This is a genomic window from Hungatella sp. SL.1.14, from assembly GCF_024460495.1.
In the GTDB taxonomy this organism is placed as follows: Bacteria; Bacillota; Clostridia; order Lachnospirales; family Lachnospiraceae; genus Hungatella; species Hungatella hathewayi.
This window is the reverse complement of the sequence record NZ_JANFYJ010000016.1, coordinates 62055-82949: the sequence shown is the minus strand read 5'-3', so window position 1 is coordinate 82949 and position 20895 is coordinate 62055. Positions and strand designations below refer to the sequence as shown.

The 20895-nt window shown below is 48.5% G+C and carries 22 protein-coding genes; 5 read left to right on the top strand and 17 right to left on the bottom strand.

The window, feature by feature from the left end; genetic code table 11:
- Positions 1 to 18 precede the first annotated feature (18 nt).
- The 4 genes from NE473_RS17460 to NE473_RS17445 all read right to left on the bottom strand — a co-directional run bounded on the left by NE473_RS17460 (position 19) and on the right by NE473_RS17445 (position 3144).
- A complete protein-coding gene (locus NE473_RS17460; protein WP_006771179.1) occupies positions 19 to 438 on the bottom strand; it encodes a PTS sugar transporter subunit IIA in 420 nt (139 codons plus the stop codon).
- Between the two features lie 55 nt (positions 439 to 493).
- Positions 494 to 1585: an SIS domain-containing protein gene (locus NE473_RS17455; RefSeq protein ID WP_055651579.1), complete on the bottom strand. Its 1092-nt coding sequence runs from the start codon at positions 1583 to 1585 to the stop codon at positions 494 to 496.
- Between the two features lie 182 nt (positions 1586 to 1767).
- A complete protein-coding gene (locus NE473_RS17450) occupies positions 1768 to 1977 on the bottom strand; it encodes a hypothetical protein (protein ID WP_055651580.1) in 210 nt (69 codons plus the stop codon).
- 327 nt (positions 1978 to 2304) lie between these two features.
- The gene (locus NE473_RS17445; RefSeq protein ID WP_081034990.1) at positions 2305 to 3144 is read right to left on the bottom strand and encodes a tyrosine-type recombinase/integrase; all 840 of its coding nucleotides are present in this window, start codon (positions 3142 to 3144) and stop codon (positions 2305 to 2307) included.
- A gap of 101 nt (positions 3145 to 3245) precedes the next feature.
- Between NE473_RS17445 and NE473_RS17440 the strand changes: the two genes are divergently transcribed.
- Entirely contained in the window at positions 3246 to 3416 is a 171-nt protein-coding gene (locus NE473_RS17440; RefSeq protein WP_006771185.1) for a hypothetical protein, read from the top strand.
- On the opposite strand, the gene NE473_RS17435 is transcribed toward NE473_RS17440, so the two are convergent.
- From NE473_RS17435 to NE473_RS17385, 11 genes are all read right to left on the bottom strand, one after another.
- Positions 3413 to 4081: a helix-turn-helix domain-containing protein gene (locus NE473_RS17435; RefSeq protein WP_006771186.1), complete on the bottom strand. Its 669-nt coding sequence runs from the start codon at positions 4079 to 4081 to the stop codon at positions 3413 to 3415. The two genes, NE473_RS17440 and NE473_RS17435, sit on opposite strands and share 4 nt — an antisense overlap.
- Before the next feature lie 130 nt (positions 4082 to 4211).
- Positions 4212 to 5090 carry a PD-(D/E)XK nuclease family transposase gene (locus tag NE473_RS17430; protein ID WP_242866223.1) on the bottom strand — a complete coding sequence of 293 codons (879 nt, stop codon included), beginning with the start codon at positions 5088 to 5090 and terminating at the stop codon, positions 4212 to 4214.
- A 480-nt stretch (positions 5091 to 5570) separates the two neighbouring features.
- The gene (gene dnaB, locus NE473_RS17425; RefSeq protein WP_006771188.1) at positions 5571 to 6908 is read right to left on the bottom strand and encodes a replicative DNA helicase; all 1338 of its coding nucleotides are present in this window, start codon (positions 6906 to 6908) and stop codon (positions 5571 to 5573) included.
- Positions 6909 to 6920: 12 nt separating this feature from the next.
- The gene (gene rplI, locus NE473_RS17420) at positions 6921 to 7367 is read right to left on the bottom strand and encodes a 50S ribosomal protein L9 (RefSeq protein ID WP_022030204.1); all 447 of its coding nucleotides are present in this window, start codon (positions 7365 to 7367) and stop codon (positions 6921 to 6923) included.
- Positions 7367 to 9427, bottom strand: coding sequence for a DHH family phosphoesterase (locus NE473_RS17415; protein ID WP_006771190.1), 2061 nt, complete (start codon positions 9425 to 9427; stop codon positions 7367 to 7369). The genes rplI and NE473_RS17415 overlap by 1 nt, the downstream gene beginning before the upstream one ends.
- A gap of 186 nt (positions 9428 to 9613) precedes the next feature.
- A complete protein-coding gene (locus NE473_RS17410; RefSeq protein ID WP_147418928.1) occupies positions 9614 to 10102 on the bottom strand; it encodes an NADH-quinone oxidoreductase subunit NuoE family protein in 489 nt (162 codons plus the stop codon).
- Positions 10103 to 10386: 284 nt separating this feature from the next.
- Entirely contained in the window at positions 10387 to 12579 is a 2193-nt protein-coding gene (locus NE473_RS17405) for an alpha-galactosidase (RefSeq protein ID WP_055651698.1), read from the bottom strand.
- A gap of 35 nt (positions 12580 to 12614) precedes the next feature.
- On the bottom strand, positions 12615 to 13289 hold the full coding sequence (locus tag NE473_RS17400; protein ID WP_022030207.1) for a YesL family protein: 675 nt from the start codon (positions 13287 to 13289) through the stop codon (positions 12615 to 12617).
- A gap of 48 nt (positions 13290 to 13337) precedes the next feature.
- Entirely contained in the window at positions 13338 to 14162 is an 825-nt protein-coding gene (locus tag NE473_RS17395) for a carbohydrate ABC transporter permease (RefSeq protein WP_006771195.1), read from the bottom strand.
- 17 nt (positions 14163 to 14179) lie between these two features.
- Positions 14180 to 15091: a carbohydrate ABC transporter permease gene (locus NE473_RS17390; RefSeq protein ID WP_022030208.1), complete on the bottom strand. Its 912-nt coding sequence runs from the start codon at positions 15089 to 15091 to the stop codon at positions 14180 to 14182.
- Between the two features lie 27 nt (positions 15092 to 15118).
- Positions 15119 to 16459 (bottom strand): ABC transporter substrate-binding protein, encoded by a 1341-nt coding sequence (locus NE473_RS17385; RefSeq protein WP_055651696.1) that lies wholly within the window; start codon positions 16457 to 16459, stop codon positions 15119 to 15121.
- A gap of 258 nt (positions 16460 to 16717) precedes the next feature.
- On the opposite strand from NE473_RS17385, the gene NE473_RS17380 reads away from it, so the two are divergent.
- Positions 16718 to 17566 (top strand): AraC family transcriptional regulator, encoded by an 849-nt coding sequence (locus NE473_RS17380; RefSeq protein WP_022030210.1) that lies wholly within the window; start codon positions 16718 to 16720, stop codon positions 17564 to 17566.
- Between the two features lie 11 nt (positions 17567 to 17577).
- On the opposite strand, the gene NE473_RS17375 is transcribed toward NE473_RS17380, so the two are convergent.
- Both NE473_RS17375 and NE473_RS17370 read right to left on the bottom strand, forming a co-directional pair.
- Positions 17578 to 18342, bottom strand: coding sequence for a sialate O-acetylesterase (locus tag NE473_RS17375; RefSeq protein ID WP_022030211.1), 765 nt, complete (start codon positions 18340 to 18342; stop codon positions 17578 to 17580).
- 23 nt (positions 18343 to 18365) lie between these two features.
- Positions 18366 to 18752 (bottom strand): LytR/AlgR family response regulator transcription factor, encoded by a 387-nt coding sequence (locus NE473_RS17370; protein WP_006771618.1) that lies wholly within the window; start codon positions 18750 to 18752, stop codon positions 18366 to 18368.
- Positions 18753 to 18973: 221 nt separating this feature from the next.
- Between NE473_RS17370 and NE473_RS17365 the strand changes: the two genes are divergently transcribed.
- The 3 genes from NE473_RS17365 to NE473_RS17355 are packed head-to-tail and all read left to right on the top strand — an operon-like array spanning position 18974 to position 20880.
- On the top strand, positions 18974 to 19837 hold the full coding sequence (locus tag NE473_RS17365) for an AraC family transcriptional regulator (RefSeq protein ID WP_055651695.1): 864 nt from the start codon (positions 18974 to 18976) through the stop codon (positions 19835 to 19837).
- 22 nt (positions 19838 to 19859) lie between these two features.
- The gene (locus tag NE473_RS17360; protein ID WP_055651694.1) at positions 19860 to 20333 is read left to right on the top strand and encodes a hypothetical protein; all 474 of its coding nucleotides are present in this window, start codon (positions 19860 to 19862) and stop codon (positions 20331 to 20333) included.
- A gap of 37 nt (positions 20334 to 20370) precedes the next feature.
- Entirely contained in the window at positions 20371 to 20880 is a 510-nt protein-coding gene (locus NE473_RS17355; protein WP_055651693.1) for a GyrI-like domain-containing protein, read from the top strand.
- Positions 20881 to 20895: the final 15 nt, after the last annotated feature.

Here is a 20895-nt window from a genome sequence, read left to right as displayed (position 1 = left end):
ATCGATATCTCCCTTATCTTAGAAATCAAAGTCATCTGAGGAATCGACGGCGTCTTCCATTTCCACAACCATAAGCTGTTCTCTGGCCAGAGCCACTGTGTTCTTCAGCTGATCCGCTGTGATCGGGGCGTCCCCATCCAGCAAAGTGACGAGTTCCAGCACCAGAGGCAGATTGGCCCCGGTGACGATCAGGCTGTTTTTCAGCCGTTTTCCCATGATTTTCTGGTTCACACTACCGAAAAATGCATCCGTGATCACCAGAACCTGGTCTTCCTCTCCAAGAGATGCCGCATAGTCGTCTATCTGTGTTTCCAGAGGTGTTTCCGTGACAAATGCGTTAATACAGGTGATGTCTTCCCGCTTTCCCATAATCAGGGACAGCGCGCTTTCCAGGCCATCCGCAAATCTTGCGTGGGCCGCGATGAGCATTCGTTTCATTTTATTTCCTCCTTTACTGCTCTGCCGTTATGTTTTTACCATTTTTCACTCTGTTTTACAATGTTTTTGTGATGTACTTGCTGACTACCGCGTTGACGCCTCTGTGTAAATCTCTTCCGCGGTCATCCGCCATTCGGTATGCCAGAACCTGGAACACGGTCACGTATTCCAGTCCGAAGAAGTAACGGCTGGCCGGACTGATGAACAGATCCCGCTCCTCCAGCGGTTCCTCGCCTACCAGGGCACAGAAGCCGATCTGTTCCTTGATGAAGCGGGCAATCGCCTTCGCCTTCTCATCATCCTCTCCCTTGTGATGTAAAATAAGGAAGAGTGTAGCATCGTCAAAAGAGTTCTGAGGGCCGTGAATAAATTCTTCCAGCTCAAAGCTCCTGGTCATCATGGGAACCATCTCCATAATCTTAATATCCCCTTCATTTACGATTGGATACAGATCTCCGGTTCCGGCCATCATCATTTTGCTTCTTCTTAACAGTGAAAATTTGTGAGCCTGATACCAGCTCTCCGTTGCCGCTTCCACGGCGGGAAGATTCTGAATCATGGCGTCAAAATCTCTTTGATATTCTGCCTCCTCTTTGGCTGTAACCGTTCCGTTATAGACACCTGCGGCAAGTCCCAGCATCATACAGACGGCCGCCGATGTGGAAAACCCGATGGTACGGTACATGAATTCTTCCTGCCCGCATCCCATGTCCAGGTGGATATCCGCCATCTTTGCAATGGAAGCCTCCTCATCTGCAGTGATCGCCATACAGGGTCTGCCTGCATTCCGGATCTTCTCCAGAGCCTGATAAACAAGCCTGGTCTCTCCTCCCTGGGAAATCACCACATATACCGTCGAATCCAGATCCTTTGCCTCACGGCTCAGTTCCGTATCGGCTTCATAATGAACGAAAATATTGGGATACTTAAATTCCGTCTCGATCCCGCACTGATTTTTAATAAACAGCTTCGCCGTATGGGCGCTGTTGTAAGAAGAACCGCTGGCAATAAAAACAAGCCGTCCAACTTTCTTTATTCCTCTCCCTGACAGATAATCCGCAATATTCTTCGTGCGCTCCGGATAACTGTCTCTGATTCCTTTCAGACTTTTAGGAATCCTTTCAATACAATCTAATACGGTTGTCATATTCTGCACCTCCCTGACAAATCACAGTATAGTCTTTTAGATAAAAGTATTCAAATTGTATTTTTGCACTATACAAAGTGCAAAAACAGGTATTGATAAAATTTAATGACAGACCGGGAAATGATCCGAGAATAAAATTACAGGAATAAATACTGCCGGACTGAACGTCCGGCAGCTAAAAATCATCTGTGTTTTTCTATCTCTTTCCCGTTGTACTCAAGCATATTATGCTCTTTTTCCTGCTTTTTCAGAAGCGTCTGGCGGATTTCGTAAATACTTCTGCTGTAATTCATAAAGTCGATATTCTGCTGCAGATTCGCCTGCTGCGGATCTGGAGGCTGCTGATCCGGCTGCGGCGGCATTCCGTTTACCTCTATTACTATATGAAGCAAATTCCCCCTCCTTATCTGACGTATTTCTCGTCCATCGTGTTACATAATCGATATTATGTGATAAGGAATCTGGCCGCCTGCAGATGGACCGGACTGATATATGGCTCATAACCCAATCATAATATAAAAAAGCACACCAAAACAGAGAGAGTCTGGGTCGTCAAACAATTCCATTGGATCCGGATTCATTTTTGTGTTTTAATATGGAAGCTTCCATACAACTTGTTATTGCAAAACGCGTTCTTTTGGTTCATAATGGATTATGTAGCAGCCTGTCAGGTATGCCTGTTATCACATAATATCGATTATGTGATATTTTTTTGCGCGTTACAGGAGCAGCTTCATCCGGGACAGGGAACGGAGACATTCTTCTTCTGTCGTGGAGGTATAAATCCTGGTTGTCTCAATATTGGCATGCCCCAGAATATCCGCAAGCCTGACGATATCTTTTTCAAGCCTGTAATACGTCAGCGCAAACAGATGGCGCAGATTATGGGGAAACACTTTCTGCGGTTCAATTCCGGCATTTTTGCACAGCGCCTTCATCTCAGCCCAGATATTGCATCGGTTCAGCGGCTTTCCGCTCTTTGTGATAAAAACGGGGCCTGTCGTTATTTTTCTCTCCTTACAGTAATGTTTCAGCTGCTTCTGCAGTTTTTTCGGCAGAAAGACCGCCCGTTCTTTTCCCTTACCGTCAATACAGATACTTCCGCTGCGAAGTGCCTCTACGGTAATACAGCGGTGTTCGCTGACCCGAATTCCGGTACTGCAAAGAGTCTGAATCAACAGGCTGAGCCTCTCGTCCTTCTTCTCTCTGGCCGCCCGGACCAGCCGCTTATATTCCTCCACACTCATCTCCCTGCTTCGTTCCCGAAATGAGACACGCTGGACCTTTAACAGCCTGACCTGGAGATCGCGCCTTCCGCAGAAGCCGAAAAAACGGTTTAATGCCACCAGCATGCTGTTCGCACTGGTTGATTTATACTGTGCCGCCAGTTTTCTCTTATATTCAAGAACCATCTCCTTTGATACCTCGGTTTTCTCCGGCAGCCAGGTGAAAAACGCCTGTACATCTCTCCTGTATTTTTCAATGGTAGCCGCTGCACGTTCCTCATCGATCAGGAACTGTTTAAATTTTTCCAATTGGATTTCCGTATCCGTCATCATGTCTGCATAGACCGTCCTTTCTCTTTTTTAATATTATAACCAGCATTGGGGGGATTCATTTTCAAAAGCATGGTTATTGATCGGAGAACGGAAGTTTTTTGATGTCATTTGCAAGGCCGCAAAAAAGCGGCCTGACCATTGAAGTCACACCGCTTTCATACGCTTATTGCAGTTATTTTATTTTTCATCTCTGTATCTTCCTTATCACAAGCTTTATCATTCTGTTCGTTACGGTTCTTTACGGTTTTATCCTGGGATTTCTGCTGCTTTAAAGCTTCTTTCCGTTTCTCCCGAATTTCTTCTTACGGTTAAAAAACGGGATCTTCGAGGCTGCAGCCTCGGCACGCCCTTTGTTATCTTTCTGATACGACCGGAGAAGCTCGTCCAGCTGTTTGAACCGCTCTTCTTCCTTTTCATCCTTCACCCGCATCAAATATTCCAGTTCTTTTACGACCTTGTCATTAACAATACTGCTGACGTCCTGGCTCAGCTGTTCATTGTTGACCTCCAGGGCTCGTCCAATGATATGGTTCATAATTTCCTGGAACTGCTCCATTTTCTCCTGTGCGATCATTACCTGCGCCGTGTTCTGTACTTCAGCAAGTCCCGTCTCTCCGTCTCCGCTGTCCGTGACCACCGCACTCTCTTTTAAGGCCCGTGTCACTGATTCCTCCAGAAGCTCGTCCGGTATCACCGGATCTTTTCCGTCTTCCATGATTTTATCAAGCGCTGTTTTGATGGCTTTTAACTGGTATCCTTTTTCCTTCAGTTCCTTGATCTGCTGGAATAAACGGATGTGTGCTTCGGTGTAATACCGGTGTCCCATCTCATTTCTTGGAATCGCAAGCTCAAGCTCGTCCTCCCAGTAGCGAAGTACGTGGGACTCTACATCCACCTTTTTAGATGCGTCCGATATTAAGTAATGTATCTCAGCCATAGCTATATCCTCTCCTTTGGTTCGTATAGTTTCATAACTTACTATTTATATCTTATGCGGAGAGGAGAAGGATTATGATTCATTCTGAAAAATATTTTTGAAGAGCTTCATAATCTTTCTCTGCTGCATACTACATTTCTTCCCGGAGAAGCTGCAGGGCAATGGCTTCATTTGACTGGTCTTCATCTGCTGCAATCATATTCATAACCTTTCTTACATAGTCAATTTCCAGTTCCAGCGCTTCGGCGGCCTGCTCCGGAGTGTTTTGCTTTTGATATTTCCTGCGGATTAGTGCAATTACTTCGGCTTTGCCTTCCGCTTTTCCTTCCGCCCTCTCCCGGTCAATAATATCACACATAATATTGATTCCCTCCTTCTTTTCTTTGAAAAGTTTTACTCGCTTTACCAGATTGGGAAATGTATCTGTTTTGTAGTTGCTGTCTGAATTCACCATATAGGACAGCAGTTCTTGCTGCTCCGCGCTGTCGGTCTTTCCGGAAAAATTCACATACAATTCGTGAACTCCGTTGTCGATTCTTTTTCCGCTTCTTTTTACGATGCGTTCTACTTCATTAATACCTCTGTTTTCCCCGATAAAATCCCGTTCTGTGATATAGATTAAATAGACTTCAGGTATGGTGTCATAACTCGTCCCTTTTTCTAAGAAACTCATATCAATGCTGCTTAAATGATAACGGACACGGCGGACGTGATCTTCATCTTCCTTAGGGTGCATTTCAATATTGACAATTCGCCCGGACTCATCTTCTGCCAGCACATCAAGGATGACGGAACGATTCTCCATGTTTCGTATGGAATATTGGGTTTTAACTTTTTTTACTGTTAACTTTTGTTCTGTCAGAATTTGTGTTACCTCCTGACAGGATTGAAGATCTTCCATTACTTTACTGAAAAATATATCACTGGTCAGATGAAAGAAACTAACCTTTTTTCGCTTTTCTTCGTAGTTGTCCAGTTTACTTTCTTTGTATATTTTGTTCTCCTGCATAAGTTTCCTCTCTTTCGTTTTCATTATGCAGGAACAGTGGTGCTCATATCCTGCATGGTTTTTAAATGGGATATTTGTAGCAAGATACGAGTGGGTGGGTGGTTAGATTGATGAATTAGAAATTACTGGGTGAGGTGGTATGATTTGATATGATTCTATTGTAGCATGGGGTGGGGGGAATTGCAATGGGGGAGAGAAGGAGATTAAGGGAGGTGGGATAAGAATGGACGGGCTGGACGGGGCGGGGCGCCCGTCGGCGCGTGGGTGGGATGGAGGGGATTCTAGCCCGCAGGAGCCAGGAATACGAAGCAGGAAGGTTCTACGAAAGCTGTATCTGATCCGATCATGTTGGAGAACCTTCCTGCTTCGTATTCCTGGGGGGCGTTCGCCCCATAGAAAAAGAGGTATGGCCCGCGCGGAAAACAAACTCATGGTGCGAGCTTGTTTTCCGCGCGGGCCATACCTCTTTTTCTATCCTGCTCATTGCTTGGCCATGTTTGCGAACTTCGTAAACTCTGGTCTCCATACCAGATTGACGGTTCCTATGGGACCGTTTCTCTGCTTGGCAATAATGACCTCAGCTATATTCGGCATATCTGTATCTTTATTATAATAATCGTCTCGATACAGGAACATAACAACGTCCGCATCCTGCTCAATCGCTCCTGACTCTCGTAAGTCTGACAACATCGGACGATGATCCTGCCTCGTCTCACACGCTCGGCTTAACTGCGATAACGCGATTACCGGCGCACTTAACTCCCTCGCCAGCGCTTTTAAGGATCTCGAGATCTCTGAGATCTCCTGCTGACGGTTGTCTCCGCCGCCTTTTCCGCTTCCGCTCATTAACTGTAAGTAGTCAATGATTACTACACTTAATCCATACTCTAATTTCATCTTACGGCACTTTGACCGCAGCTCCATAATCGAGATACCCGGCGTGTCATCTATGATCAGCTTTGAATTGCCTATGACTCCGATTCCTTCTACAACCGCATCCCAGTCGGAGTCGGACAGCGTTCCGGTTCGCAGCTTTTGTGAGTCTACGTTGGACTCCATCGCCAGCATACGGTTTACTAACTGCTCCTTCGACATCTCCAGACTGAATACCATACACGGCAGCCCTTTTTTTACTGCAATATGATCGACCAGATTCAATACGAACGCCGTCTTTCCCATGGAAGGACGGGCGGCGATCAGAACAAAGTCGGAGGGCTGTAAACCCGACGTCTTGTAATCCAGATCGATAAAGCCGGTCGGGATTCCCGTTACCGTTCCCTGGTTTTTGGAGGCCTCTTCGATCTTTTCCAGAACGTTCATCGCTACCTGCCGGATGGGGACGAAATCGCCGGAATTCCGGCTCTGCAGTAAGTCGAATACCGTCTTCTCTGTCGTGGCCAGGATCGTTTCCAGCGGCTCTTTTCCTACGTAACACGTGTTGGCTATGTCCTCGTTGATCTTGATCAGTCTCCGTAAAACGGCTTTCTCCCGCACAATGTTTGCATATGATTTTACATTGGCCGATGTGGGAACTGTCGTGATGATGTCCCGCACGAAGTCGAGACTGCTGACCTCGGGCGGGACATCCTTTTCCTTTAACCGGTTCTGGAGCGTAATTAAATCCACCGGCCTGTTCTCATTGAAAAGCTCTACCATGGATTCAAACATCACACCATACTGGTGCTGGTAGAAATCATCTGCCGTTATGATCTCGGAAGCCGATATAATTGCTTCCCTGTCCATCAGCATGGAACCGATTACCGACTGCTCCGCCTCCACACTGTGAGGAAGTACCCGTTTGATCAGGGCATCATCCATGTCTTAAGCCTCCTAGCTCTCTACTACCTTGACTGCAAGCTTCCCGGTTACTTCCTTGTGAAGCTTGATCGGGACCTCATGTACTCCAAACGTCTTAAGCGGCTCCGGAAGAACCAGCTTCTTCTTGTCGATATCCAGGGAAAGCTGGCTCGCGATCGCTGATGCAATCTCCTTTGAAGAGACGGAACCAAACGCCTTTCCGCCCTCTCCCGCTTTGATGGAAACCGTGATGGAAGACTTTTCAAGCTGAGCTGCAAGCTCCTTTGCCGCAGCCAGCTGCTCTGCTGCCAGCCTGGCCTCATTTGCCTTCTGAAGCTTTAAATCATTTAAGTTCTTCGGAGTTGCTTCGATTCCCAGTTTTTTCGGGAGAATAAAATTTCTCGCGTATCCGTCATTCACCTTGACAATCTGACCTTTTTTTCCAAGTGTTTTTACATCCTCTAATAATACTACTTCCATTATGATATATCTCCCTTCTCTAACATGTCTTTGATAACTTCCTTCACACGGTCTCTCGCTTCCTCAAGACTCATGTCCTTCAGCTGCGCTCCCGCAATGGTCCGATGGCCTCCGCCTCCCAGCTTCTCCATCATGACCTGAACATTCACCTCGTCAATGGAACGGGCGCTTAAGTAAATCGTGTTGTTGTAAAACGTCATAACAACGGATGCCTTAATTCCGGCTATATCAAGCAGCTCATTCGCCGCCTGGGCCCCAACGACCGTAGGACTTTCAATGCCCTCGGACGGACATGTGCTGATTGCAAAACAGCCCTCAAAGATCTCCGCCTCCCTGACCGCCTCCGCCTTGGCCTTGTAATCGTCAAGATCGTCGCGGAACAGCTTGCGGACACGCACGACATCGGCGCCGTTTCTCCGCAGGAATGCGGCGGCCTCGAAGGTGCGGACACCCGTCTGGTTTGTAAAATTGTTGGTGTCTATGACGATACCGGCATACATCGCGTCGGCCTCCGCCGATTTGATACGGATTCCGTCGGCAATGTACTGCAGTACCTCTGCAACCATCTCACACGCCGAAGACGCATACGGCTCTACATAGGAAAGCACCGCATTGTCAATGATCTCACTGCTCTGACGGTGATGATCGAGCACCACGATGGTCTTCACAAGTCTCAGAAGCTCCGGTGCATCGGTGATGCTGGGGCGGTTTACATCCACCACCACCAGGATGGTGTTATTGTCCACTAATTCGGCAGCCCTGGCCCCGGTCATGAAAATGTCGTCCGGATAATCACTGTTGCCGGTAAAGCGGTCCATCATCGGCTTCACCGAGGAAGTCACTTCATTAATAATAATATTAGCCTTCTTATTCATGGCTGTGGCGATCCGGTAGATACCGACCGCTGCGCCAAAGGAGTCCACATCCGTCAGACGGTGCCCCATGATCAGAAGACGGTCCTTCGTCTCCATCAGTTCCCGGAGAGCATGAGCCTTCACACGGGCCTTCACACGGGTAGTCTTCTCCACCTGCTGCGCCTTGCCGCCAAAATACTGAATCCGCTCCCCATCCTTCACCACGGCCTGGTCGCCGCCGCGGCCCAGAGCCATATCGATGGCGATACGGGCATAGTCATAGCTCTGGCTGTAGCTCTCCCCGTTCATGCCGAGACCGATACTTAAGGTTACCGCCATCTCATTGCCGATATTCACCGTCTTCACATCTTCCAGGATCGAAAAACGGTTATCCTTTAACTCCTGAATATAACACTGCTTAATCGCAATAAAATACTTATCCTTTTCCAGTTTCTTCACAATACCGTTCATCGCGGTGATGTACTTGGTGATCTTCCGGTCGATCAATGCGGTCAAAAGAGAACGGCGTACCTCCTCCACGCTCTCCAGCGCCTCGTCGTAGTTATCGAGATAGATGAGGCCGGCCACCATCTTCTGGTCGTTGACCATCTGCTTATAAGTAAGAATCTCCGTCTCATCAAACAGATAGACCGCGATCAGCTTCTGACCCGCGTCCTCCGTACCGATGGCATCTGCTATGTCCTCGATGGAATCCTTCATATAAACGGCCTTCAACTGGACCTGGTACTTGCGGTCGTCACATGTGCAGTGGAGTATCACGGAGTCTTCTTCCAAATCCAGGATTTCCCTTGTGATCTCAGGAAAAATCGATGACAGGTTTTTCCTGGTGTTTTTAAATGGTTTTTCCTCACCCAGCACTTCTGCCAGCGCAGTATTCCCCCATAACACCCGTCCGCTCTCATCTGCAATCCCGTAAGGGAGCTCCAGGTCGGTAAGCAGCTGCTTCTGCATCCAGGAATATTCCGCAGAAAACTCCACCAGGCCGTTTAAAAGCCGTTTTTTTCTGTAGGTATAGATCCACAGAGCGATCCCGATATACAGCAGCGTAAACACAGCCATAATAATCCCGGCTGTCACGCTGACCGCTCCGATTATCGCATTTGTGATAATCAGCATCGCCGACAAATACAGCGGCCACTGCATATAAGCCCTCAGCTGCCCCTTTACTTTTATTTTTTCTTTCATATCTGTCTCCTTAGAATATAGGTTCCGCAGGAAAAAGGGTTCTTTTTTCGCTATTTTAATATTATAACATAGCCACTCTGGTTCGTCTATGAGAAAGGGGCAAAAAATCAGGGACTGTCCCGCCTGACTCCTGCCTGCAATCAGTAAGAATCCGGTGCGTCAGCCCCATATTTTCTGCTGTATCCATTAATAATTACTCAAAATTGAGGCGACCTCATCCGGCTTTACACAGCCGTAAGAATCACTGTCCACCATCAGATTCGGAGCGGTCTTGCACTGCTTTAAGCATTCCTTCATCACGATTTTAAAAGCACCGGACTCTCTCGCCTCCACAGCTTTCAGAACCGCCTCAAAAACTTCCGCGGAACCCTTGTCACCACAGCGCGCCCCCGTGCAGACCGTAATACAGTGACCGTAAGGCGCCTTCTTAAAACTGGGATACAGCTTGATCAGCTGAAGGAGAAGCGTCTGTTTTACGCCTGTTGCCTCAGCCATGGCTCCGGTCTTCTCCGACGGGATATAGCCGTACAGTTCCTGTACCTCCCGCAGCATTTCCACGATATTTTCCTGGCTCCCGGCATCCCTCTGGCTGCTATAGTAGTCCACGATTTCCCGCCACTGACGCTCCTTCTTTTCTTCTTCCTCCATCTGAATTCTGAATTTATTACTGTCCATTTCATTCACCAGCCCTTTCCCGCCTGTCCGGCATTACGCTCTTATCATACCAGATTTCGTTCTATCTTTCTATCCTTTCCTGTTTCCGCCTGTCTATTCCCGGCAGACAGGTTACAGTTCACATCCTGTCCGGTGTCCCGCAGAAAGAAAGCCCAAAAACAAAACCGCCTGTAAAGAGTCCGGTAAACGCAAAAAAACGGCTGCAGAGGCTTTTTATCTCCTCTGCAGCCGCGTATCCTATTGATTGCAATTCCATTCACAAAGCCGCGAATCACTCACCACGGTCAAACTTCCGTCAGTTCCATCTGTACAGCCGGATAATCGCCCATCACCATCGGAATGGAAATCCCCGCGTTCATCAGGGCGCTGCCGCTGTAAATACGGCCATTTTCCTCCAGACGGTAGCATTTCTCCGGGGCGAGGCCGCGAAGCTTAAACCAGAGATCAGGAGCGTTGGCCCTCACATGGGTGATCACTACATGAACCAGGGTCTTCGCCTTATCACCGGATACAAACTGCCACGCGGTGAAATCAGAATCTCCCTGCGGACTGACGAGCCGGTAGTAATCTCCATTGTGAATGAGGTCATAATACTTCTTATAATCTTCCACCTGCTCCTTCACCACCTCTTTTTCATCCGGTGATAAAAGATTTAAATCCATCTCATAACCGAAGCTGCCGGCCATGGCCACCACCCCACGCGTCTTAAGGGGAGTTTTCCGCCCCGTCTGATGGTTGGGTATGGCTGAAACGTGGGATCCGACAGCCGAAATCGGATAGAAGAAGGAGGTTCCGTACTGAATCTCCAGGCGCTCAATGCCATCCGTGTCATCGCTGCACCAGATCTGCGGCGAGTAGTACAGGATCGCCGGATCAAAACGGCCCCCGCCTCCGCTGCAGCCCTCGAACAGAATATCCGGAAATGTCGATGTGAAGCGCTCCATCAGATCATAGACTCCCAGCACATAGCGGTGGTAAACTTCTCCCTGGCGCTCCTTCGGAAGAGCGGCGCTGTAGATATCACAGATACTGCGGTTCATATCCCATTTTACATACTCTACATTGGCGCTCTTTAAGACCGCGGAAATCGAATCAAAAATATAGTCTCTCACATCACTTCTGGACATATCGAGTACCAGCTGGTTCCTGCTTCTGCACGGCTTTCTGCCCGGAATCGTCAGGGCCCAGTCCGGATGCTCCCGGTAGAGACAGCTGTCCTCATTGACCATCTCCGGCTCGATCCAAATGCCGAATTTCATGCCAAGGCCGTTGATTCCGCGAACCAGGTCAGCCAGTCCTCCCTTCAGCTTATCTGTATTGACAAACCAGTCGCCCAGCCCCGCGTCATCGCTGTCGCGGCTGCCAAACCAGCCGTCATCCAGTACCAGCATCTCAATCCCCAGCTCCGAGGCCTGTCTGGCAATCGAAAGGATCTTTTCTTCATTAAAATCAAAATAGGTGGCCTCCCAGTTGTTGATGAGGATAGGCCTCCTGGCAAACCGGTATTTTCCTCTGCATAAATTGTGACGGATAATGGAATGGAAATTCGCCGACATGCGGCCCAGTCCGCTTCCACTGTAGGTCATCATGAGCTGGGGCGTATCAAAAGCTTCTCCCGGCTCCAGCAGATACTCAAAAGATTCCGGATTGATTCCGCAGACGAACCGGACCGAATTCATCTGATCCTGCTCGATCTCCGCCGTAAAATTGCCGCTGTAAATCAGGGACATGCCGTAGCAGTCTCCGTACTCCTCTGTCGTATCAGGGGAACATATAATCACACCCGGATTATGCTGATGACTGGAGGTTCCTCTCCGGCTTCCCACCTCCATCGTTCCATGCATGAGCGGAAGGCGTTCCAGCCTGCGTTCCATCGCGTGGCGCCCGTGGAAATGAATCACCTCCCATGCTCCGTTCGGCAGCTCCAGACAGGCCGACATCATCTTCTCCAGCCTGACCGCACCGTTTCCTCCGTTGGTAATTCTGGCGGAACGGGCAATGATGTCGCGTTCTGCAAACACAACGTAGTGCAGCTCCAGTTTCAGGGAAGACGCTGCATCCTCCAGGAAAACCACCAGAGTTTCTCCCTTCTCGTCCTCGTCAAACAGACAGGGCAGCCCCGGGATTTTGTGTGCTCCGTCCCGAATCTCACAGGAGACATACCGGAAATCGGCAGCCCGTGTCCCATCCGCCTGGCACACACCCACGCAAGTGTTCCGGTAATCCCCTACTCCATAAGAAGGAAACTCCTGCGGCAGCGTATCCAGCGAAAAGGTTCTGTCTTCCCCCGCATCGTAGGGATTTCCGGAAAATCCGACATCTTTTTTGTGAAGCAGGTAATCCATCGTACAGTCTTCCACCCTGGCGCCGTAATAGAGATGAAGCAGAACACCGTAATCCCCCACTTTCATCTGATAAGTGGACCGTTTCGTCTGCAGTGTAATTACCTGCTCCGCCTGATTCATAATGATAGCCATAATCTGATCTCCTTGAATTATATTATTGTTGTCCTTTACTGTCCACTCTCCGGCTGAAGAGTGTCTGAAGCGCTTGAGCCTGCTTCAGCCGTCTTAAGGTGCGGCTGAAACAGCCTCAAATAAAACCATGCATTGCCGTAAGCCGTCAGTGAAAACCCGCACATGAGCCAGATCAGAAGATAGACTGGGAAAAGCTTCGCATCCATCATGGTAAAGTACATGGGAAGGCATGTAATGGCCGCCGTGGCGATTAAGTATCCCGGCTTATGAAAAGCAAAATAAAACGCATGGCCGGCCAGCTTTCCCAGGGTATTGGAAAATGCAGCGATGACCGGAAATATATAAAGCAGCAGCACTCCCGCGATCAGCCCGATACCAATCAGGCCGTAGGAAAGGAACATGGAGGAACTGCTGCCCGACAGGAGAAGCCATCTTCCTTCTATGAAAAGAAGGGCTCCCACTGCGGCCAGCACAGCCCAGATGGCTGTCGCCTGAATGAAGTTCTGCTTAAAGCTGTGAAGAAATGATTTCCAGACCGTGACATCCTCATCCTTATGCAGCTTAAGCGCCGTGTAATACATGGCCGTGGTCGAGGCCCCGATTGTCACTATGGGAAGACTCGTCACGATCCAGAGGATATTTAACGCGATCATCTTTCCCAGGAATCCGAATACCTGACCGAAAATACTGTCTTCACTCAATCCATTCATCGTTTCACACATTCCTTTCTCTCAGCCGTTATCCTGCAGTTTTCTATCCTACAGCTTTCCGCCGGAAGTTGCAATTCCCTCAATAAACTGTTTCTGGAATATCAAATAGATCACAATCATCGGCACACAGGCCAGCAGGGAGGCCGCCATCAGCTGCGGATAATTGTTTGTATACTGCCCCTGCATCTTCGCCAGCGCGGCGGACAGCGGCATCACCGTCTTGTTGCAGATCATGGGCCACATTAAGTCCTTATAGGCAAATACCGCGGTAAAGATACCGAGTGCCACCATACCGGATCGTGTCAGGGGTGCCATAATGTACAAAAAGGTCTGGCCGATATTACAGCCGTCCAGGCGCGCCGCCTCTTCCAAATCCTTGGGAAGCCCCAGATACGCCTGCCTCAGCAAAAACGTTCCGAACGCCGTCACAAGTCCCGGGAAAATCAGCGCAAATACGGTATCCAGAAGCCCCATCTTACTCACCATCAGGTACTGCGGAATGATGAAAATCTGTCCCGGCACCATCATCTGGAACAATACCAGGGAGAACATGACGTTCTTTCCCTTAAATTCCAGCCTTGCAAACGCATACGCCGCCATCGTCGCCGTGAGAACCGCGGCCGCGACACGGCCAACGATCAGCAGGATGGTGTTGACATACAGCTGCAGGAAATTCATATTATCAATAACCGTCTTAAAATTATCCGTCTGCCACACGGCCGGGAAGATGACGAACGGATTGACAGAAGTTGCTTCTGTTGATGTCTTAAATGCGGTGAGCGCCATCCAGATAAACGGCACAAGCATTGTAATGCTTACCAGGATCAAAACAACGTGAATCGATATGGCTGCCGCTTTTTTCTTTTTTTCCATGTTTCGTCTCCCCCTCTCTAATTATAATAAACCCATTTTTTCTGTGCCTTCATCTGGAATACTGTGATCACCATTATGATTGCCAGCAGTACTACAACGATGGTGGAACCGAGGCCCTTGTTATTCTGAACAAAGGAATACTGATAGAATAAGTAGACCAGGGACTGCGTCTTGGAGAGCGCCGGATTGTTTCTGTCCATTACCATGAAGATTAAGTCAAACACCTGCAGCGCGCCGATCACTCTGGTCACTGTCACGAAGAAAATGGTGGGTGACAGAAGCGGAACGGTGATATGGAAAAACTGGTAGATACCGCTTGCGCCGTCGATATTGGACGCCTCATAGTAATCCTTCGGAATCTCCTGAAGTCCCGATAAAAACAGCACCATGTTGTAGCCGATGATGGACCACACACCGATGACGCCGATCGAATAGACGGCGATATTCGGGTTGGAGATCCAGTTTATACTGGTACCGAACACATTATTTAAAAGGCCGAACTCCGAGTTAAAGAGCCATCTCCACACCATGGCGATCGCCGCGGGGGCCGCAACCATTGGGAGGAAGAAGATCGTACGGTAAGCGGCCCGCCCCTTCATCTTCCGGTTCAGCAGCACGGCCAGAACCAGTGCGATGATGATGGAAAACGGTACTTCCACGATGGCGTATTTGAAGGTATTAAGCAGCGACTGCCATACCTCCGGGTCTGTTAAGACCCTTTGGTAATTGGCCAGGCCGATGAAAATGTTGCCTTTTCCAAAATCGCCTGTCTTGAAGAAGCTCTCATAGATCGTCTTGATAATCGGATAGATGTTCAGTACAATCAGCCCGATCATCGTCGGCAGGATAAACGCCCACCCCCATAAAAACTCGTTCTTTTCCCGGCTCGTAATCTTTCTTTTTATTTTTAAATCTGTTTCCTTCGCCACAGAAATCCCTCCTTCTCGTATGGGGCTTTACTCGTCTGCCAGCATCTGATCCATTTTTTCCGCAATCGTATTACATACCGTATCCATCTCCTGATTGCCTGACCATGCCTCTTTTAACTCGGTTGTCATCATGTTCCACCATACCAGAGTGCTTCTGGAATGCGGACGGAATACGATATCGCTGTTCATCATATCCAGATACGGCTGTAAATTGAATTTATCCGTGTTTTTTACCCAGTCATCTGAAACACCTTCGTAGGCCGCCATGGTAACGCCGAGCTGTGCCTGCTTTAACTGCATATCCTTCGTTCCCAGGAATTCGATCAGCTTCCACGCCGCTTCCGGATTTTTCGTGTTGGCGCTTGCCGCCCATCCCAGACCGTTGTATAAAGAAACACGTTTTCCCGTCTGGGCATCCTTAGGGAGAACTGCCACATCACAGTGCTGGGATATGTATTCGTTGTCCTTAAATGCAGCCACCATCCAGGAGCCCTGGGACAGCATGGCAATCTTGCCGGACCCCAGCAGTACATCGGTGCCCGTCTCTGACATAACGGCGGCCGGCGGCATTGCATTTTTTACCAGCTTATCGACGTATTCCATCGCCTTGATAGTGTTCGGGTCATCGAAACCGGATTTCTTCATATCTTCAGAGATAACATTTCCGCCCATGGAGTAGATCACGTTCATCCAGCCATCCTGCTCGTTGGAAGGGTTCATGGCGATTCCGTACTGGCTTCCGTCGTCCTTTGTCAGCTTCACCGCCGCGTCGTATAAATCATCCCAGGTCCAGGTATCATCAGGGTAGGCGATTCCGGCCTCATCAAACATATCCTTGTTGTACCATAAGGCAATGGTGTCGATATCCTTCGGTACCGCATAGGTCTTTCCGTCGTACTGGTACATTTCCTTAATGTCAGACGGGAACTTATCCATCTCCAGCTTTTCGCTGGCCGCCACCTTATCCGTGAGATCCAGAAGAATATCGTTGGACATATACTTGGTCGCCTCGTTGGAATGCATCCAGAATACGTCAGGCATGTCGCCGCCTGAGGCTCCCGCCTCTAACAGGGTCCAGTAGCTGTCCCACGTAATAACCTGTAAATCGGCCTCTATTCCGGTCTCCTTCGTGAAATCGGCAAGAATCTGATCCAGCCCCGGTTTCTGTCCATTATCCCAAATTGCTACATTTAATTTTCCGCCTGCATCGGCAGCCTGGGTTTCTCCTGCTTCCTTATTTCCGCCTGATGAAGAATTTCCGCCGCCGCACGCCGTTAAAGATACTGCCATCGTCGCTGCCATGGTAACTGCTATACCTTTTTTCCACAATCTGCTCACTTTAATTTCCTCCTTGCAATCCTGAATCATTCTGAGTTTTCGTTATTATTACCATCTTATCTTCTTCATCGGCCAATGAATTTTTCTTTTATTTGTGCACATTATGTAGTTATGTCTTCGTTTCTGTAACTATATATTAGCACATTGCCATTCTTACCGTAAATGGAAATACCCTGATACAAATATACCAAAATGCCTCCTTGTGCGAAATATCTTGAAGTCACCTCGCATTTTGGTATATAATGTTTATAATTAATTCCCAGAATTTTCTGGAGAGGAGGTGCTTTTTTGTCTAATTTTTCGTTTGCTCTGTTTACCGATAAAAATTTCGTCGATTGTACCCTGTTTCAGTACGGTTGGGAGAAATGCGATCCGCACCACTCCTTCGGACCGGCGGCGCGCAACCACTATCTGTTTCACTATATCATTTCCGGAAAGGGGCTCTTAATTTCCACCGACAGCAGCAAAAAAGATACCGAATACCATCTTCACGCCGGCCAGGGCTTCTTAATTTCGCCCGGCCAGACCAATACGTACATCGCGGATTCCCTGGATCCATGGGAGTACGCGTGGGTGGAATTCGACGGCTTAAAGGCGCCGGAGATCATCGCTCTGTCCGGCCTGTCCTTTGATCTTCCGGTCTACAACAGCAATAATCCGGCCATGGAGCAGGTCTTAAAAGACGAGATGATCTATATCGCCGGCCATACGACGGAGTCATCCTTCCATTTGATCGGCCACCTCTATCTGGCTCTCGATGCGCTGATTAAGTCCTCCAACCGCCGTATGACAGCGGTCGGCGGTCAGTTAAAAGATTTTTATGCCAGAGAAGCCGTTTCATTTGTGGAACACAACTACCAGAATGACATCACCGTAGAGGACATCGCCGCCTTCTGCAACTTAAACCGAAGCTATTTCGGCAAAATCTTCAAGGATGTTCTTTCCGTAACGCCTCAGGAATTCCTGATCCGTTTCCGGATGGCTAAAGCATGCGAATACATGGAGACGACCAATCTTCCCATCGGGGAAATCAGTGCACGTGTGGGTTATCCCAGCCAGCTGCATTTTTCCAGGGCCTTTAAAAAAACGTATGGCCAGTCTCCACGGGAATGGAGATTGGCCAATCAACATAAGTAATGCCTGTTCTATTATAATTTCGTTTTACCTGCTTCTTTTGTTAAAATTTCTCCGGTTCTGGCCCCGGCCTCTTCTCCTACCAGATTATACGCCTCCTGCTTATAATGGAAGGAGTCCTTCATCAGCCCCCGATCGCGGAATGTTCGGAACAGCCTGGAAGTCATAATCACGTCTTCCATCTCCTCCGCGATCTCTTCCTGGGCCTCCTGCATGGGAACATAACGGTCAGGGAATTCTCTGTGGTTTCCAATCTGAATCAGGAAGATCTTATCGACTCCCAGTGACTTGACCGCCTGAAAAAATGCCATTGTCTTTTCTTTATACTCAGCCTTTGCCATTCCATCGTCCGCATTCGTACAGCCCTGGCACCAGACCATTCCGGTCGAATGAACAGCGATCTGCCTGGACTGTACAAAGCTTAAGCATGCCTGGTACCTTGCGGCTGCATCTTTAAAGTAGGGAGTCTCCGGCTGCCATTCCTGGATTCTCGATCCCCCTTTGGAACACGATACCGCGATAATCGGACGCCCTGTTTTCCGGTAACACGCATTTACAAACGCGGCTGCCATGGAGCCGGTCTTCATCCCGGGTTCAAAGACTCCGCCCTCCCGGTTCTCATTCACACCAAAGGGTTCTGTAAGCGGCACCAGCGTATCCGGTTCCGTCACCGCCCTGTATTCGTAAGCCGCTCCCGGCAGTACCTCCGGTGCCAGTCTGTAATCACCGCGTCCGGCCATGTTGCTCTGCCCCATAAATAACAGAATATCTGCTTCCATTGCAAGTCTTCTCCTCTCGTCGTTTATGAAAGAACCTTTTCCGCGGCTTTCTCGCAGCGGTACCGGTTCAGCATATCCACAATCTGCCCTCTCGTATACGGCTTAATAATAAATCCGAATGCGCGGATCTTCCATGCCTCCAGGGAAAATCCCGGTATTCCTGACAGCAGCACGACCTCCGGCGGATCCGGAAGCTGATAGATCTTGGCTGCCAGCGTAATGCCGCTGATATCCGGCATCACCACATCGGAAAATACAATGTCCACCGGATTCTCTTTCACATATTGAATCGCCGCAATTGCTTCGCCAAAGCTGCCGCAAAACTCGACGTCATCCATCTCCTTTAAGATTCTGGTAATTTTCTCCAGAAGTTCCTCTGAATTGTCCACTGCTATCACCCTGATGCTCATAACCCCTCCTGCTTTTCATCTAAAAAGAAGCCCCGAAATATCGCTATTTCAACAGCCTCCGGTAATCAAATGTATTCGCTCGTTCAAAAATACGATACCACAAAACGGCAAAGAAGTCTATCTGTATCATAAATTATCTGTTCAGTACCAATAATAAGAGGAAAATAGTTTTTATAAATGGTAAAATAAAAAGACAACCAGAAAGACGGGGAGCTCTCAAAATGGAATGGAATGAGAAATTAAGAGAAATCATCGATTATGTGGAAGATCATTTACAGCGGCGGGAAGAACCCATAGACGAAAACGTGGTGGCGGAAATCGCGGGCTGTTCCTTTGGATTCTTCCAGAAGGTATTTTCCTATATGAATGGGATCAGTTTTTCCGAGTATATCCGTTCAAGAAAACTGACCCTGGCCGGGTATGACTTAAAGAGCACGGATTTGAAGGTGGTTGATATCAGCTATAAGTATGGCTACGCCTCGCCTACCTCATTTACAAAAGCCTTTCAGCACTTCCATGGCGTCACACCCAAGGAGGCGCGGGACAAAGAAACAGAATTAAAAATTGCGCCGAAAATGCAGACGTCAAACAGACAGCAGTATTCCTGGCATATCGAACAGAGAGAGGCCTTCCGGCTTGTCGGAAAAAGCAGGACTTTTTCCTGCAGAAACGGCGAACATTACGCACAGATACCGGCCTTTTGGAATGAATGTCAAAGAGCCGGTGATCTGGCGGCACTGTCTTCGCTGGATCGCGGAAAAAATAAAGGAATCTTCGGGCTGTTTACTCATTTTGACGAACAATTAAACGAGACCACCTATTCTATTATGGTGGAATGCGATCAGGAGGTACCTCCGGGCTTTGAAGAAACCGCGATCCGGAAAGCTTCATGGGCTGTCTTTGACTGCCGGGGAAGCATACCGCAGTCCATCCACAATGGCTGGAACTATCTTAACGAAGAATGGCTGATAAAATATCCCTTTAAGCACGCGCCCTGTCCTGAATTAGAATGGTACAGTGACGGTGATCAGACCAGCGATACTTATAAAGCACAGATATGGATACCGATTATAGAGGAACGATAAGAGCACAGAAAGGAACTGGATCATGGGTGAAACCTGTACGTATGATGATTTTTTAGTCACTGTCGAGAAAGACAATCAGGAATTAGTGAGAGAACTGCATGAGGAATTGACAAAGCTCGGCTGCAGGGCTGAGATCAGACAGGCCAAAAGCGGCTTTGTCGTTTCCTATCTTCAGAACAAAAAGACCATACTCAATTACGTATTCCGTAAAAAAGGGCTGATGGCCCGCATCTATCCCAACCACATGGCGGACTATATGGAGGTTTTCGACGATATCCCGGAGGGAGTGGCAAAGGCCATTCAGGATGCGCCTGTATGCAAGCGGATGCTGGATCCTGCCGCCTGCAATTCCCGGTGTCCCATGGGCTACGACTTTGTCTTAAAAGGGCAGCGCCTGCAAAAATGCCGCAGCAGCGCCTTCCTGTTTTTACTCAGCGAAGAAAACAGGGCATTCGTAAAAACGCTTCTGCTGAATGAGGCAAATATAACTGCTTAAATTTCAACCACATCCCAGAAGGAAAGGATCTGCAATTATGAAAAATATAGAACCGCCGTTTCGAATCGAGAAAAAAGGCAGCTTCCGCGTTGTCGGCTATGGAGTGCGGACGTCCAATCAAAGGGGCCAGGGGAGAACAATGATCCCCCGGCACTGGTCCAGCTTCAAAGCAGACGGGTATGAAAAAGCCTTATGGCCGCGCGCCAATAAAGAGCCCCATGGACTGTTTGGCATTAATATTTACAATACCGATACCACTGATCCGAGGATATTTGATTATCTGATAGCGGTCTCAAGCGATACTGAGGCGGATGGTGAATTTACGTCCTATGAAGTGCCGGCCAGGACCTGGGCGGTCTTCCCCTGCACGCTCGAAACAATTGGAAAAACGGAAGCTCAGGCAATCACAAAGTGGCTGCCGAAATTTCAATACAAACCGCTGAACAGGGGATATATCACAGGCCGAATGAAATCAAACGCTCCGGATATTGAATATTATGGAGAAAATGGCCTTGTAGAAGTCTGGATCGCCGTAGAGAAGAAATAGCTGCGTTTTCCGTTA

What these genes read in the sequence shown, in the direction of transcription:
- dnaB (WP_006771188.1), bottom strand. Translation starts at nt 6,908, where the DNA reads ATGGATGATGCCCTGATCAAACGGGTACTTCCTCACAGTGTGGAGGCG.
- NE473_RS17455 (WP_055651579.1), bottom strand. Translation starts at nt 1,585, where the DNA reads ATGACAACCGTATTAGATTGTATTGAAAGGATTCCTAAAAGTCTGAAA.
- NE473_RS17405 (WP_055651698.1), bottom strand. Translation starts at nt 12,579, where the DNA reads ATGGCTATCATTATGAATCAGGCGGAGCAGGTAATTACACTGCAGACG.
- rplI (WP_022030204.1), bottom strand. Translation starts at nt 7,367, where the DNA reads ATGGAAGTAGTATTATTAGAGGATGTAAAAACACTTGGAAAAAAAGGT.
- NE473_RS17360 (WP_055651694.1), top strand. Translation starts at nt 19,860, where the DNA reads ATGGGTGAAACCTGTACGTATGATGATTTTTTAGTCACTGTCGAGAAA.
- NE473_RS17445 (WP_081034990.1), bottom strand. Translation starts at nt 3,144, where the DNA reads ATGATGACGGATACGGAAATCCAATTGGAAAAATTTAAACAGTTCCTG.
- NE473_RS17430 (WP_242866223.1), bottom strand. Translation starts at nt 5,090, where the DNA reads ATGCAGGAGAACAAAATATACAAAGAAAGTAAACTGGACAACTACGAA.
- NE473_RS17440 (WP_006771185.1), top strand. Translation starts at nt 3,246, where the DNA reads ATGTCATTTGCAAGGCCGCAAAAAAGCGGCCTGACCATTGAAGTCACA.
- NE473_RS17410 (WP_147418928.1), bottom strand. Translation starts at nt 10,102, where the DNA reads ATGGACAGTAATAAATTCAGAATTCAGATGGAGGAAGAAGAAAAGAAG.
- NE473_RS17435 (WP_006771186.1), bottom strand. Translation starts at nt 4,081, where the DNA reads ATGGCTGAGATACATTACTTAATATCGGACGCATCTAAAAAGGTGGAT.
- NE473_RS17355 (WP_055651693.1), top strand. Translation starts at nt 20,371, where the DNA reads ATGAAAAATATAGAACCGCCGTTTCGAATCGAGAAAAAAGGCAGCTTC.
- NE473_RS17375 (WP_022030211.1), bottom strand. Translation starts at nt 18,342, where the DNA reads ATGGAAGCAGATATTCTGTTATTTATGGGGCAGAGCAACATGGCCGGA.
- NE473_RS17385 (WP_055651696.1), bottom strand. Translation starts at nt 16,459, where the DNA reads ATGATTCAGGATTGCAAGGAGGAAATTAAAGTGAGCAGATTGTGGAAA.
- NE473_RS17460 (WP_006771179.1), bottom strand. Translation starts at nt 438, where the DNA reads ATGAAACGAATGCTCATCGCGGCCCACGCAAGATTTGCGGATGGCCTG.
- NE473_RS17415 (WP_006771190.1), bottom strand. Translation starts at nt 9,427, where the DNA reads ATGAAAGAAAAAATAAAAGTAAAGGGGCAGCTGAGGGCTTATATGCAG.
- NE473_RS17370 (WP_006771618.1), bottom strand. Translation starts at nt 18,752, where the DNA reads ATGAGCATCAGGGTGATAGCAGTGGACAATTCAGAGGAACTTCTGGAG.
- NE473_RS17395 (WP_006771195.1), bottom strand. Translation starts at nt 14,162, where the DNA reads ATGGAAAAAAAGAAAAAAGCGGCAGCCATATCGATTCACGTTGTTTTG.
- NE473_RS17400 (WP_022030207.1), bottom strand. Translation starts at nt 13,289, where the DNA reads ATGAATGGATTGAGTGAAGACAGTATTTTCGGTCAGGTATTCGGATTC.
- NE473_RS17365 (WP_055651695.1), top strand. Translation starts at nt 18,974, where the DNA reads ATGGAATGGAATGAGAAATTAAGAGAAATCATCGATTATGTGGAAGAT.